General features: G+C 62.6%; 15 protein-coding genes. 1 reads left to right on the top strand and 14 read right to left on the bottom strand.

Annotated features, from left to right (window positions below; genetic code table 11):
* Positions 1-239 precede the first annotated feature (239 nt).
* The 3 genes from JRN21_03610 to JRN21_03600 all read right to left on the bottom strand — a co-directional run bounded on the left by JRN21_03610 (position 240) and on the right by JRN21_03600 (position 2570).
* Positions 240-917: a ribonuclease HII gene (locus tag JRN21_03610; GenBank protein MDG6988394.1), complete on the bottom strand. Its 678-nt coding sequence runs from the start codon at positions 915-917 to the stop codon at positions 240-242.
* 24 nt (positions 918-941) lie between these two features.
* Entirely contained in the window at positions 942-1706 is a 765-nt protein-coding gene (locus JRN21_03605; GenBank protein MDG6988393.1) for a hypothetical protein, read from the bottom strand.
* A 312-nt stretch (positions 1707-2018) separates the two neighbouring features.
* Entirely contained in the window at positions 2019-2570 is a 552-nt protein-coding gene (locus JRN21_03600; GenBank protein MDG6988392.1) for an NTPase, read from the bottom strand.
* Between the two features lie 86 nt (positions 2571-2656).
* Here JRN21_03600 and JRN21_03595 point away from each other — a divergent pair, with 86 nt between their 5' ends.
* Positions 2657-3808 carry a methyltransferase domain-containing protein gene (locus JRN21_03595; GenBank protein MDG6988391.1) on the top strand — a complete coding sequence of 384 codons (1152 nt, stop codon included), beginning with the start codon at positions 2657-2659 and terminating at the stop codon, positions 3806-3808.
* 30 nt (positions 3809-3838) lie between these two features.
* Here the strand turns inward: JRN21_03595 and JRN21_03590 are convergent, their stop codons facing one another.
* The 11 genes from JRN21_03590 to JRN21_03540 all read right to left on the bottom strand — a co-directional run bounded on the left by JRN21_03590 (position 3839) and on the right by JRN21_03540 (position 13201).
* Positions 3839-4444, bottom strand: coding sequence for an RlmE family RNA methyltransferase (locus tag JRN21_03590; protein ID MDG6988390.1), 606 nt, complete (start codon positions 4442-4444; stop codon positions 3839-3841).
* Entirely contained in the window at positions 4441-4851 is a 411-nt protein-coding gene (locus tag JRN21_03585; protein ID MDG6988389.1) for a cytidine deaminase, read from the bottom strand. The genes JRN21_03590 and JRN21_03585 overlap by 4 nt, the downstream gene beginning before the upstream one ends.
* Before the next feature lie 10 nt (positions 4852-4861).
* Positions 4862-5248, bottom strand: coding sequence for a winged helix-turn-helix transcriptional regulator (locus JRN21_03580; protein MDG6988388.1), 387 nt, complete (start codon positions 5246-5248; stop codon positions 4862-4864).
* A 104-nt stretch (positions 5249-5352) separates the two neighbouring features.
* Positions 5353-6300, bottom strand: coding sequence for a transcription factor IIB (locus JRN21_03575; GenBank protein ID MDG6988387.1), 948 nt, complete (start codon positions 6298-6300; stop codon positions 5353-5355).
* A gap of 7 nt (positions 6301-6307) precedes the next feature.
* Positions 6308-6526: a hypothetical protein gene (locus tag JRN21_03570; protein ID MDG6988386.1), complete on the bottom strand. Its 219-nt coding sequence runs from the start codon at positions 6524-6526 to the stop codon at positions 6308-6310.
* A gap of 739 nt (positions 6527-7265) precedes the next feature.
* Positions 7266-7574, bottom strand: a complete 309-nt coding sequence (locus JRN21_03565; GenBank protein MDG6988385.1) for a hypothetical protein — start codon at positions 7572-7574, stop codon at positions 7266-7268.
* Positions 7571-7957 carry a 30S ribosomal protein S8e gene (locus JRN21_03560; protein MDG6988384.1) on the bottom strand — a complete coding sequence of 129 codons (387 nt, stop codon included), beginning with the start codon at positions 7955-7957 and terminating at the stop codon, positions 7571-7573. The genes JRN21_03565 and JRN21_03560 overlap by 4 nt, the downstream gene beginning before the upstream one ends.
* 62 nt (positions 7958-8019) lie before the next feature.
* The gene (locus JRN21_03555; protein MDG6988383.1) at positions 8020-8421 is read right to left on the bottom strand and encodes a hypothetical protein; all 402 of its coding nucleotides are present in this window, start codon (positions 8419-8421) and stop codon (positions 8020-8022) included.
* 53 nt (positions 8422-8474) lie between these two features.
* A complete protein-coding gene (locus JRN21_03550) occupies positions 8475-9017 on the bottom strand; it encodes an SMC-Scp complex subunit ScpB (protein ID MDG6988382.1) in 543 nt (180 codons plus the stop codon).
* Entirely contained in the window at positions 9010-9672 is a 663-nt protein-coding gene (locus JRN21_03545; protein ID MDG6988381.1) for a hypothetical protein, read from the bottom strand. The genes JRN21_03550 and JRN21_03545 overlap by 8 nt, the downstream gene beginning before the upstream one ends.
* Positions 9665-13201, bottom strand: a complete 3537-nt coding sequence (locus JRN21_03540) for a chromosome segregation protein SMC (protein ID MDG6988380.1) — start codon at positions 13199-13201, stop codon at positions 9665-9667. The genes JRN21_03545 and JRN21_03540 overlap by 8 nt, the downstream gene beginning before the upstream one ends.
* Positions 13202-13292 lie beyond the last annotated feature (91 nt).

Here is a 13292-nt window from a genome sequence, read left to right as displayed (position 1 = left end):
CGCCACGCCGAAGCGGGGCGCCATCGGGACTCGAACCCCCTGGGAGGCGTCTGGCGGACGACATCCCCTATCCTCACGCTCTCCTCGTCGACCTATCCTCCGGGTCCCGGGATGAACACCAGTCCACGGGACTTCAGGTTCTGGAAGTCCAGGACGCGAGGGTCGAAGAGCGACTCGGGGGTCACGGCGACGATTTCGATGCTGACCTTCAAGAGTAGAGGCGTGAAGCCCCACCCAGGCTAAAACCTTGTAGGGGAGCCTGTGCGGCCGGGTAAGCCCGCGAGTCTGGCATAGCGGTCCCAGGTCTTCCAGCTCTTCCTCACGTAGAGGGGAAGGGGGGCCCCGCGAGCCAGCCACCTGGTGAAGAAGTCTGTGGTAACTGGGTCTGAAGGGTACCCCGACCCGAAGTCCCCGTGCACCTGCTTTAGGAGCTCCACCTGTCTGTCCCTCTCGACCTTGGCCACTATGGAGGCTGCCGACACGATTGGGAAGTTCATATCGGCCTTGTGCAGGGAGGCAATCTTCACCTTCGCAGCCAAGTTGGCGGAGATGTCCCTTCCGAAGCGGTCGGCGACGGCGTCAGAGGCGTCCACAGTTACCTTCTCCGCCCCCAGATGGGCGATGACCCTGGCGAAGTAAATCGCCTCCAGATAGTTGAGCTTCCGAAGCCTCCGGCCGGTCGTCACGACTTCGTCTATCTCCCTCGGCGGAATTCCAACCCAGTGGACGTGTTCGGCGAGTTCCCTTATCTGGGGGTAGAGTTCATCCCTCCTAGCCGCCGAGAGTAGCTTGGAGTCCTTTACGCCAATCTCCTTCAGTTTCCTGACCTTGCTTCTTTCAATAGAGATTCCCGCAACAACGAGGGGTCCCAGTAGGCAACCTGTTGGGGAGCATGGAGGGCCATTGCTCTCTCCCAGCTTCGTCGAGCCCACCGACTATCGTCATCTTACAATCACCCGGCTGGTTGTCGGACTTTTGTGCCAATTAGCCTTTTCCAGATAGACCAAGCCGATGTGTTCAAGTTCGCGCAACCGGCGGGTGACCGCCTTTCGATTCCTCTTCAACTCTGCGGACAGTTCGAAAGGACGATGGAGAGCCTCCATCAAAGCAAGAATCCGAGCCTTCTGCTTCGAGATTGCCACTACCCCGGAGGTTGCCCTTACGCAGAAGTATGTCGAGTTGACATGGTACATCTTGATATCTCCCTTGGACCTCAAATCGCACAGAACCTGACGAAGCCGCGACGTCGAGCGCTTCAGGTCGATAGCAAGGTCCTCAGCAGTTCGGGGAGTCGAGAGTCTGGCCAGTACCAACGCGTGTAGGGCATGATACGGATAGTGGTGCTGCCGGTATCTCTCCATCATTCTGAGAAGTTTCTTATGCTTCGAACGATGAAGATGAGCTGCTCCTAATGCGAGGATTTTCTCGAAGTTGTCGCGGCCAGAAATCGAATACTCCCTATGGCCTCCGTACTTGAACGAGATTCCAAAGTGGCGCAGAATTGTTTCCAGCAGGGGATAAGGCTCTCCCTGTGCAATTCTGACTAGTCGCGAGTGATGGGCACTCTCTCTAACATTTCCCTCTCCAGCGAAGAAACCCTGCAGAACTGGTCCGTAGTCACTCGTGTCGCTGGAGACAGAAGATACAAGCGCTCTCCAACTCTTGACAGTCTTTACTCCGCTCACCCGGTAGATGTAGTACGGCACGTTTGCCCTTTTATCCACATACACTCGACATCTTGCCCACCCAACAGGTTTTTCGTAAGGGATGTCCAGATTGGGAAGATATACTGCAATGCGAGGCGTGTGCTTCGGATGGAGATTCTCATGAACTGGCCTATGGAAGAGGGCGATAAGGTAAGGTTGATTGTTAGTAAATGTGATTTCTCGCTTGGTTAACTTGTCCCCTTCGGCTAGCCATAGTCCCACTGCCTGCGCAAGCCTGACTTTTCGCTCTAGCGTGTGATATCACGCCTGTAGAGCATTTTACTACCACGCCCCCGACAGCGCGAGACTCTCTCAACCTGTCTTCGGCCCACCCACCGCGGCCAGGAGCTTCGCCCCGAGGTCGTCCGCGGCGGCGTCCCTGTTTTCAGGGCTCAGGACGACCACCTCCTCCGCATGGGCCTTGAGTTCGCCGAGGATGTCGTCCTCCATCCTTTCATGTACCACTGCCAGCATCGGCTTCCCGGTAGCTTCGCACTTCTCGACCGCGCGCCTGAACTCAGGGCTGACGAGCTCCATGGGCCCTACCTCGTCGACGACTATCAGCTCCGACCTTTCGGCCGCCGCTTCGAGCCCCGCGGCCCCTATCTCCGCCAGGTCCACCAGGTTCACCCTGTACCTCCCAACCCTGGGGCCGAACCTCGAGGAGACCGAAGCCAGCTCCCCCTTCCTTCCGGTGGTGAGGTCCTTCACCTCGAACCCTACCCGCGCCCCGCCCTCCCTCTTCTCTGACGTCGTGCACCCACCCACTATCACCCCAGCACTCTTCAGCTTCAAGACGACCCTGGACACCAGCGTCGACTTGCCTACACCTGGGGGGCCGGAGACCAGCCACAGCTTGGACAAGGGCTCTCCCTCCGCCCGGGCGGGTACAATAAGGTACCAGGCGCCGCCGGAATCGTTTAACACCTGTCTTCGGCGCGACGGGGGCGTTGAAGCTGGTCAGGCACAGGGAGGGCGGGACGGTCCTCCTGGTCCCCGACGCGAGTCTCTCCCAGGACCCGCCTCCTACTTCGCCGGTCTTCTTCAACCCCGCCGCCTCCCTCAACAGAGACGTCTCCGTCGCCCTGACCTCGGCAGCTGGCGGGGGGACGTTCTGCGACTCCATGTCCGGGGTAGGGGCCAGAGGGGTCCGGGTTGCGAACGAGGTCAAGGGTGGGACAGAAGTGACTCTGGTCGACTTCAACGAGAGGGCCCTGGCTGCCGCGAAAAAGGCTGCGGCGGCCAACGGCGTGAGCAGCAAACTCAGGTTTGCAGTTTCTGAGACCGGCTCGTTCCTCTTCTCCAGGTTCGGGAGAGGCCAGAAGTTCGACTTCGTGGACGTCGACCCCTTCGGCTCACCTGTCCGATATCTTCAGGGAGGGATCTCCGCCACCGCCGACGGCGGAATCCTTTCCGTGACCGCCACCGACACAGCCGTGCTCTGCGGCGTCCATCGGGCGACCTGCGTCAGGCGCTACGGCTCGGTTCCGCTCAACAACCGCTTCCACCACGAGACAGGGGTCAGGATCCTGCTCGCGTCAATGGCCAGGCAGGGCGCTGCCATCGACGCAGGCATAGAGCCGGTGGCCGCTCACTCCACCCGCCACTACATCCGGGTCTATGTCCGGGTCCGCGCCGGAGCGTCCGAGGCCGAAGCTTCGCTGAAGGGGGTCGGAACGATCTCCTGGTGCCCTGCCTGCGGGGACGCGCTTGCGCCGCATAACGGAGACCCTGCCTGCAGAGTCTGCGGAGGGAAGCTCAAGGTCGCGGGCCCTCTGTGGTCAGGGAAGGTGGTCGACGAGCGGCTGGTCGAGGACGCCCGCAAGGAAGCGACAGCGAGGGGGCTCTACCGGGGGTCGGAGGTGCTGGGGTCGCTCGTCGGGGTCGACCGGTTTCCTCCCTGGAGCTTCGACATCGCCGAGGTCTGCTCGCGGCTGAAGGTCCCGACCGTCCCCGAATTGGAGGTCATCAGACGGCTGACCGGAGGGGGCCACCGGGTGATGAGGACCCCCTTCGAGCAGGAGGGGATCAAGACAGACGCATCGTACGGCGACGTCGTGGAGGCGGTGAAGAGCGCGAGCGCCCGCCCCCGGAAAGCGTGAGGTCCAGGGCGGCGCTGAGCAGGCCCCGGGTCAGGGGACTTTTCGCTTCAGCCCCTGGCAGTGGTAGTACAGCTCCGAGCTCGCGTTCCTGCTGGCGGCGGGCTTGATGACCCGGACCGAAGAGAAGGCGAGCCTGAACCTGTCTCTGACCTCCTGGGACCTCTCGCCCTCGAAGAGTTTGAAGAAGGCGGAACCGCCCTCCTTGAGGACTTCGCTGCAGAGGTCGAGGACCTTCAGGGTGAGGTCCACCTGCCTCGTCTGGTCTAGCTCCCAGACCCCCGTCACCGTTGGAGCCAGGTCGGAGAGGACGACGTCCGCCTTCCCCTTGAGGAGGTCGATGACCTTGGCCGGGACCCCCGGGTCCTCCACGTCCATCTTCAAGGCGGCCACGTTGGGGAGCTTGACCCGGATTGGCGCCCTGTCCACCCCGACGACAAACCCTTCCGGCCCGACCAGCTCCGAAGCGACCTGCATCCACCCGCCGGGGGCCGCACCGAAGTCGATCACCTTCGACCCCGCACTGACGAAGCCGTAGCGCTCGTTAGCCTCGATGAGCTTGAAAGCCGCCCTGCTCTTGTACCCCTGCTCCCTGGCCAGGCGCCTGTAGAGGTCCCGCCGGGCTTCGTTGAGCCTCAACGCTTCGCGAGACCAGCCGGGCGGAAGCGGTGCGGGAGGAGAGACTCGGCCGTCCCGTCTTCGGAAAAGCCGTCGATGCCGCGCATCAGCACTTTCATCCCAGGGTTGAACTCGACCATCACCTGCCTGCATGCCCCGCACGGTCGGGTGAACTCCTCTGACCCGCCCACGACGGCGATGGCCACTATCTTCCTGTCCCCCCCGGAGACGGCGTTGAACAGGGCGGTCCTCTCGGCGCAGCACGACAGGCCGTAAGAGACGTTCTCGACGTTCGCCCCGGTGTGGATTGAACCGCCGGAGGAGAGCACGGCGGCGCCTATCTTCACCCCGGAGTAGGGGGAGTATGCGCTTTCCCTCGCCTTCCGGGCGGCGCGGACCAATCGCTCGAGGGAGTCGTTCGTTGGCATCGCGCGCGCCTTACCTTGCCGGGACCGCTTCGGCCTCGCCAGGCCCGCTCCGGGCGACCATAGCCTCCTGGACCACCCAGGGCCCTATCCAGGGGCAGACGTAGGGGCTCACCTCTCCTTCGATGGAGCACTTCGGCTCGTACTGGCAGACTATGCACGGAGCCTTCTCTATGGACGTCATGTCGGTCGGGAACCGGAGTGGGGTGAGCTTGTAGGTCCACCTCCCGTCTTCGAGTACCTTCACCCTCCCTATCAGCCCCCTCCTCTCGAGCCTGATCGCGAGCCTCGAACCGTCCCTGCTGGTCAGCCCGAGCTCCTTCCAGATCTCGCTCTGCAACACCCCGTCCCTCCCCCTCTCTACGACGAGCTTGTAGACCCGGGAGGTCAGGTCGACCAGCTCTTCCTCCGTCCGCTCGACGGGCTGAGAGGGCTCAGATTCCTTCTTCTGCCTCGGCTGCCTCTTCGCCGCCTTCTGGGGCTTCGCCTTCGCCTTCGTCTTCGTCATTTCGCCGGCATGAACTCCTGTCTTATGACATAGTTGTCCAAGATCTCCCTGCACCTGTTCCTGACGGTGACCTCTGTGACTTCGGCGAACTCGGCGACCTCCCTCTGCGGGAGGTGCTCGCCTACCATCACCGAAGAGAGGTAGACGTATGCCGCCGCGAGTCCGGCGGGCGCCTTGCCGCTGGAGATCTTGGAGTCGCTTGTCTTGCGGGAGAGGTTGAGGGCGAGGATCTCCACCTTGGGGTCTATCTTCGCCATGTTGACTAGCTTCGAGATGTACTTCTCGACGGACGGGGGAGGGACGTACTCCTTCTCCACCTCCTTGAGGACCAGCCTGAAGTACCTGGCGACGTTCCCCTTCTCCATCCCTGCGGCCCTGGCCACCTCCTTGAGGGTCCTGGAGACCCCGCACTTCCTGCAGGCGAGGTAGACCGTCGCGGCCGTCATCCCCAGTATCGACTTGCTCTTCGCCACCTTCATCTTGGCCGACGTCCTGTAGATCTGGGCCGCGGTCTCGGCGACGTTGTCGGGGAGGTTGAGCGCCTCGCAGAGCTCGCTTATCTTCGAAAGGACGTTGGAGAGCCCCCTCTCCTCGCTGTTGACCGTCCTCGTCCTGCTCTGCCACTTCCGCATCTTCTCCACGGTCGCTCTCATGGCCGGGTCGAGGTACTTGCCGTGGGAGTCCCGCATGGTCCTGCTGATCTCCGTGGACAGCCCCAGGTCGTGAAGCGCCAGGGTCGTGGGGGACCCTACTCTCACCCTGCGGTTCTTCTCCTCCAGATCCATGGCCTTCCACTCGGGGCCCGAGTCAGCCGGAGCCACGGTCACATACCCGCAGGTGGGGCAGACCTGCTCCCCCTTCTCAGCGTCCCCGATCAGCCTGTTGCCGCAGACCGGGCAGGACGTCCTGAACCCGTCGTCTCTCCCCTGGCTCCAGAGACTCACTGGTTTATCATTCCACGAACGCCGGATCCCCCGGCTTCCCGATTCTGCTGCTCACAACCGCGACGGACGCGTATGGGGCCCTGACCGGGCCGATGAGCTCCACCACCTTTCCAAGCTTCCTCCTGCCGTCATCGTAGACGAACGCCCCGGGCTTCACCTCTTTCGTCAGGCGGACAATCAGACGGCCGCTCTTCGCCTGAAGGAGGATAGTGCCCACTTGAAACAAGAGAATTTTCCGGCCCAAATCTCACCTTTAAACCTTCGTGGTTCACCGGTCGATTGTTTTCCCGAGTGATGGTTTCGCACCCAAGCTGGCGCTTCCCTCACCTCCATAGCCCTGATGATGCGCCCTATGCGCCACCTGACTTTGCACCTCCGAAAACCCCCTGGCTGTTCCCCCGGGGGGAGCAACTTGCGGAACATTTTCTCGTAACGCGCCAGGGCGGATGCTGTCGTAACTCTACGAGCTCGAAACTCGAATATGCAGGGCCAGATTTGTCGCTGGATGGACGGGCTATCAGAGGTCCTCTAGGGCCGAAGCCGCTTTATCATCCGGTAAAAGCCGCGGACGCCGACCCTGAAAAGAGCGTACTGGCAGAAACTAACGATGATGCGCTGCTCGAAACTATGAGAAGGGACAGGATGAGCGCTAGCGCGCGGAGAGGGAGTTGTCCTGATGCGTTCTTACAGAGCATCACAGATCTGTCCCCCGCTGAGATGCCCGTTCACTGGCAACGCCTCTGGCCGCCGAAGGGGAATTTACTATTTAGGAGGGGGTTTTCCCGAAATCTGGAATCCAGCCTAAAGGACCCTAGGTGCGCCAGAAAGCCCGGGGCTCCGCGCATTGCCTACGTTCCACAGGACGCAGTCCACAGTGTGGGGCCATCCGACAGGACCCACGGCCCTTTGCCCTTACGACTCACTGGAGGAGGGCGGAGCCTCCGCCCCGCAGCCACCCTCGGCGTTCACTTCTTGCGCTGGCTCCGCTGGGCGATCCCTCTGACTGTCGAGAGCTCTTTGGCGACCTTGATGAGGAGCTCCTTCTTCTTCCCTGACTTCGCAATCGAGACATACCCCGACTCGTGGGCCGGCCGCGAAGGGTATCGCGCCGCCTGGGGCTGAGGCTGCAGGTTGAGCCTCCGGCAGGCCTCCCCCAGTTCAGGGAGGGTCGGAGACTTGGTGGCCGAGTTGAGCGGCACCCTTCTGCCGTCGCTCCTCTTCAGCTCAGAGTCGAAGTAGTCTACCCAGAATACGTAGCGGTCGTAGTCCTTCATTTCTTCGACGCGAGGACGGCGTTCACCACTCCGTCCGCGGTGGGCCTCGACGTGACGACAGCTTCCCCGGCCTCGGTCTCGAGGACTGCTCCCAGCGTGATCACGCCTCTCCGTTCGTAGTCCCTGTTGGCCGGGCTGCTCTTCACGCTGAGTATCTTCGACTTCGTCGCCTTCCCGGAGCCGTCGGAGACGTTCGCGTAGGTCGCGAAGACCACCCCGCTCGTGAACACCCCTCCCCTCCTCCGGATCGTCCGGGACGAGGCGTTCCCCACTAGGGGCTCTATGGCGTAGCCGTCCTTCTCGAACGCCCTCCGTCCCCGGTGGGGCCTGGACCTGCCTCCGGTGGGTTTCCGCTTCACCAGGTTCTCGATTGGACGGGTCATTTCGCGAGTCTTTCAGCCGCCCCACCGCTCGGGGTGTTAAGCGTTTCGAGGCTCGGGGCCTATCACGCGCACGGAGGGCAGGACGAGGACGTGGCCCCGTAGTGCGGGTTGACGAGGGTGCAGGTGGACCCGGACTCCGCGATTGTCACGTTGTAGTACATGGTGACCGTGCTGAGCGCCCTGACGGTCTCCGTCGTGGTTTGGCTGACCGCCCCGCCCGTCCCCCCGCCGACCAGGTAGGTGGTGTAGGTGGAGTTCGTGGCCTCGACGAGGCAGATCTCGTTGACGTACACGGGCTGTATCACCACGAGCTCGACCGAGTAGGGGGACCCCGTAGTAGGATAGACGGTCAGCGTGGATGTCGCCGTCGTCGTCCGGACGTCGGTGGCGTACGCGAAGGTCGAGTAAGCCAGCACGACGATGGCTGCGACCGCCAGGACGGCGCCGACCTCCGCGAGCTTCATCGGGAACAGGCGCAGGTCCGCGGTCGGTATAAGACTAGCGCGAAGAACAGCCCCTACCTCAGGGTGAGGGTCCTGCTCTCCAGCTGCTTCTTCATGGCGGCGATGTCGGTGCTCAGCCCGAAGTACTCGGCGAATCTGCTGGTGGTCTTGAACGCCTTGCTCCGCCCTTGCCTCTCGCCTGAAATGAACCCGACCTCCTCCAGTTCCTTCAGGTGCTGATAGACGGTGGACCCGCGGCGGAGGACGAGCTCCGAGGAGGCTATGGGCTGGAAGAACGCGATGAAGGACAGGGTCCGCAGAGCCGCCCGCGAAAGGAGGGGCCGGGTGGCGAACTTCCTCGCGGTCTGGGTGTACTTCGCCTTCAGTTGAAGCGCGAACCTCGGCCCCGAGTACTCGACGACCTCGAGTGCCTGGAGGCTGCCGTTGACCGCGCTGGCTATCTCCCTCGCGATGGCCGCGGCCTTCCTTTCCGAGACGGTCCCGGCCACATGGGCGATCTCCCCGACCGAGAGCGGACGCCCTGCAGCGTAGAGGGCCGCCTCAACCTTCGCCAGGACGTCCTTCGGGGTCGACCCGGACTGGGGGTCGCTACTCAAGCTGGCCCACCGACACCACCAGCGCGTCCGAGTCCGTCTCCCCCTGCTCGATGACGACGTCACCGTCGTTGGCCGCGAAGAGGAGGAGTAGGAAGACGCGTGCGGCGTCGAGTGGGGAGAGGCCCCGGAACAGCTCGGAGAGGAGCACTTTCCCCGTCCCGCTCAGCCTCTCGACGAGTATCTTCCTGAACTCTGAGAGCAGTGCCTGGAGGGACACAACGTAATCGTCGAAGTTGGGAGGAGGGAGGTCGGCGATGGACAGCGGGTTCTCGCCCCCCCTGGCCTCGTCTATGACGATGTCCTGGAGGATCCGCCCGAGCTCGTTGAACAGCTCGTCTATGTTGGTCGAGTATATCTCGTAGCGGAAGGGCATCACGATGATCTGCGGCGGCTCGGACGGGTCCAGGGGCCTCTGCTGCAGCCTGAGCCTCTCGAAGAGGAAGAGCGTCTCGACCTTCAGCCTGTAGATCGTGGCCGAAGAGAGCGCCGCGGTGCCGGCGGCCCTCATGTCGATGAGTTCCGTCTCTGAAATCGCCTTCAGGAACATCCCCAGAAGCTCGGTCAGGTTGATCTCCCAGGGGCTCTTGCGCTTGGCCAGGGATGGATCGATCAGGACGTTCAGCGGGGGCTTCCCAAGCAGGGGGGAGCTAGGCACTCTTCGGCACCTCGGCGGGCTTGTAGTGCACCACCCTGGACGTCCCACCCGCGGAGTACACCCCGTAGGTCATGTCGCTCTCGGCGACGAAGACGTCCCTGAGGGTGATGGCGATGATCTGGGCCTCGGCCGACTTCTCTCTCAGGAAGCGGGCGAGGCTGTTGGAGTTCACCGCGTCCAGCGGGGCGTCGATCTCGTCGAAGAGGTAGAAGGGGTGCTGCTGGACCGCCTGCATGGCCAAGATCATCGATACTCCTGTCACCGCCCTCTGGCCTCCGCTGTGCTGGGACGACTCGCGGAGCCCGTTCCCGAAGTCCGCCCGCATTATCACTCCACCGGTGAAGATCTCTTCGGGGTTCTCGAGGTCCAACTGGGCGCTCCCTCCCGCAAGCTTCGCGAAGATGCCGCTGAACTCCGACCCGACCCTGTCGAAGGCTGACATGAAGACCTTCCTCTTCTCCGCTTCGACGCTTTCGATGAACCCGATTATCGAGTTCCTCTCGTTCTCGAGCTCGTTGTGCCTGACGGAGAGGTTCTTGTAGCTCAGGTACATGTCGGTGTACTGCCTGTCCGCGGCCCTGTTGACCGAGGCGACGGTCTGCTGGTACTCCTCCTGAAGCTCGGAGAGGAGCGACTCGCTCGACTCGAAGAACTCGAGCTCCTCGGCGTACCCGAGCATCCTGAGGCTCCCCAGCGCCTCCTCCACCCTTTCCTGGGTCGCGGAAGACTGCCCCGCCAGTGCGAAAAGCTCCTTCTGGTTCCCCGCTATGGACCTCGAGAGCGCGTCCCTCTCCTCCTTCAGGCGCCTCGACCTGGCGTCGAACTCGTCCAGCACCGGCTGGCTCCTCCGGGAAGACTCCATCAGCTTCGAAATCTGGTCCTCGAGGGACTTCTTCTCGTCCGACAGCTCCCTGATCCTCTTCGGGGCGTCCTTCGTGAACTCCTTGTTAGACCGCAGGTCTTCGGTCGCGTTGGCCAGGTCGAGCTGGTTCTCCTCTAGCGCCCTCAGTAGGACGTTCTCCAGGTTGGCCTTCTCCCTGGTCAGGGTGAGGTTGAGGTCCTGGATCCTGTTCCTGATGGTGTCGATCTCGGCAGACACCGACTGCTTGGTCCCGTCCAACTCCAGGAGGTGCGCGTCTAGCCCCAGCGCCTGGACGTCGGCCACCACCTGCTGGAGCGAAGAGATCCCCTTCGTCATCCCTCCCTTCTTTTCCTGGCTGACCTTCAGCTTCTCTTCCAGTCGGGCCACCGTGGCAGCCTGCTTCTGGTACTCGGCGTTCATGGCCTTGAAGACGCTCCTGTACCGCTTCGCCATGCGTGTGATGGTCGTGGCCTCGGCCTTCAGGCTAGTGGTGGAGACAATCTTCTTGACCCGCTCCTTCGTGACCGAGCGGGACTCCGACTCGAGGGAGCTGAGCTCTGACCTCCTCCTGTCTATCGCCCCCTTCAGCGCACCCACGGCGTCCTCGACCTCGCTCATCCCCTCGATGTTCTCCAGCCCTTCCATCAGGTTGACCATGAGCTCCTGGTACCCGTAGCTGAACGCCCTCCCTCCCGGCTCGAAGGCCTCGCCCGCTTCGGTGACGGCCCTGACCCCTTCGGAAGCCAGTATGTACCCGACTGCCTCGGACTCGACCAGGACCGAGTCCCCGGCGAGGAAGTTGACCAGCCCCTGGAACTCGTCCTCGCACTTTATGACGTCGGAGAGCGTCCCGATCACTCCGGCCGACCTCTCCACTTCGGCCGCCTTCACCGACTCGACCTCGCTGAGCGGTATCACGGCGAAGCTCTTCGCCTTCAACGACTTCGCCGCCTTGATCAGCTGGGTCATCCCCTTCAGGTCCTGCACCACGAACGCCCCCATCCACCTCCCCATCACCGCGTTGACAGCCTTCGAGTACTGCTGGGGGTACTTCACAAGCTGCCCCAGCCGGCCGACGTATCCAGGGACCCCTCCCTGCTCGCAGAGGCCCTGGAGCTTCAGCTGCCCGCTCCGCTCCCCCGCGAGGCTTTCGGACATGTGTCTGAACGCCTCCTCCTTGGACATTTCAGCCGACGCCTTTTCCAGTATCTTGGAAGCCCCGGCGATCGAACCTACGAGCCTCTCCCTGGTCTTCTCCATCTCGGAGAGGTTCTCGTCCAGGGTGTTGAGCTCCTTGGTGGAAGAGTCGTACAGGTCGAAGAGCTGCTTCGTGTTCCCTTCGAGCTTCTCCAGCACCTCCGAGTAGCCGTCTACCCTGAGCTTGAGCTCGTCCAGGCGCTTCTTCTCCACCCCCAGGCTCGCGCTGGCCGCGTTTATCGCCAGGTCCACCTGGGTGAGCTTCTGCCCGAGGTCGGCGAGCTTCACCTGCACCTTTGATGTGAGCTTGGCCTTCTTCTCGATGGTCCGCCTCAGTTCCTCCCCGGCCTGGAAGAACTCCTTGAGCCTCTGCGCCAGCTCTGCGTGCCTGCCGTCCAGTTTATCTATCTCTCCCGTCAGCTGCTTCACGGTGGAGGCGGCCGCGTTCGCCTCCCTCTGTTTCTCCGTCACCACCTGCTTGAGCTGGGGGACTGTCTCCCCTTCCAGCTCTGAGACGTTCGCCTGTGCTGCCTTGTAGTCCCCCTCCAGGGACTCCAGCTCGTTCCTCATCTCGGCGAGCTGGAACTGGAGCTCCACATGGCTCGCCCCGCCGCCTTGGATGACCTCCACTATGAACTTCGTCTTGTCATTCTCCACCTGCCCGATGCGGTTCTCGAGCTCCACGAGCCTCGCACCCAGGTCCCCGAGCTTCCCGTTCAGCTCTTGCTCCGCCGACCTGAGGTCGGCGAGGTGCCCCTTCAGGTCGCCGATCTTCTTCGATGTGATGACGGCGTTGAGCCAGTTTATCTGCGACTCCAGCAGATCGAACCTGAGCATGTCTGTCCTCTGGGAGTCGAGCGACTCCAGGGTGCTTTTCATCTCCCCGATGCGCGCCATGGCGACTTCCAGCCTCTGGTCCGCCTGCCCCAGCTGTCTCTGAGCCTCCGCCTTGCGCTCGTCGAACTTCGAGATGCCGACTATGCTCTCGATGACCTTCCTCTTCTCCTCTGGGGTGAGGTCGGCCATCTTGGTGGCGGCTCCCTGGGCCACTATGTTGAACCCGCCGGGCGCGAGCCCTGCTATGTCGATGATGTCGGTGAGTGAACCCCTCGGCGTCTTCCTGCCGTTGATGTAGTAGGTGTTGTCGCCGTCCTCCTTCAGCTCCCTGGTGATCGTCACCAGGTCGGAGTCCACTGGTATCGCGCGGTCGGAGTTGTCGAACTGCAGCATCACCCTGCAGGCGCTCGGTTTCGTCGACGTCGTGCCGTCTTCGGACCTCGGGTCGTAGATCAACCCCGACAGCCTTCCGTTGGCTGCCCTCAGCGCCTTCGGAGAGTTCTCCCCGATGGCGAAGGCGATTGCGTCGGCAAGGTTAGACTTGCCGCTCCCGTTGGGGCCCGTGATGACGGTGAACCCGCGTTCGAAATTGACCACCACTGTCCGGGGGCCCGAGGACTTGAAACCGCGCATCTCCAGCCTTCGAATGTGCGTCACAGGATGATTTGCCCCGTTGAGCACACGCTCACGAATGGATATAAGCGCTCTGTTTTGGAAGGCTTGA

The organism is Nitrososphaerota archaeon, assembly GCA_029785825.1.
Taxonomy (GTDB): Archaea; Thermoproteota; Nitrososphaeria; order Nitrososphaerales; family Gagatemarchaeaceae; genus UBA183.
This window is presented reverse-complemented; position numbering and strand designations above follow the sequence as displayed.

Coding starts and splice junctions, on each gene's coding strand:
- JRN21_03585 (MDG6988389.1), bottom strand. CDS start 4,851: ATGCCAACGAACGACTCCCTCGAGCGATTGGTCCGCGCCGCCCGGAAG.
- JRN21_03565 (MDG6988385.1), bottom strand. CDS start 7,574: ATGAAGGACTACGACCGCTACGTATTCTGGGTAGACTACTTCGACTCT.
- JRN21_03560 (MDG6988384.1), bottom strand. CDS start 7,957: ATGACCCGTCCAATCGAGAACCTGGTGAAGCGGAAACCCACCGGAGGC.
- JRN21_03555 (MDG6988383.1), bottom strand. CDS start 8,421: ATGAAGCTCGCGGAGGTCGGCGCCGTCCTGGCGGTCGCAGCCATCGTC.
- JRN21_03540 (MDG6988380.1), bottom strand. CDS start 13,201: ATGCGCGGTTTCAAGTCCTCGGGCCCCCGGACAGTGGTGGTCAATTTC.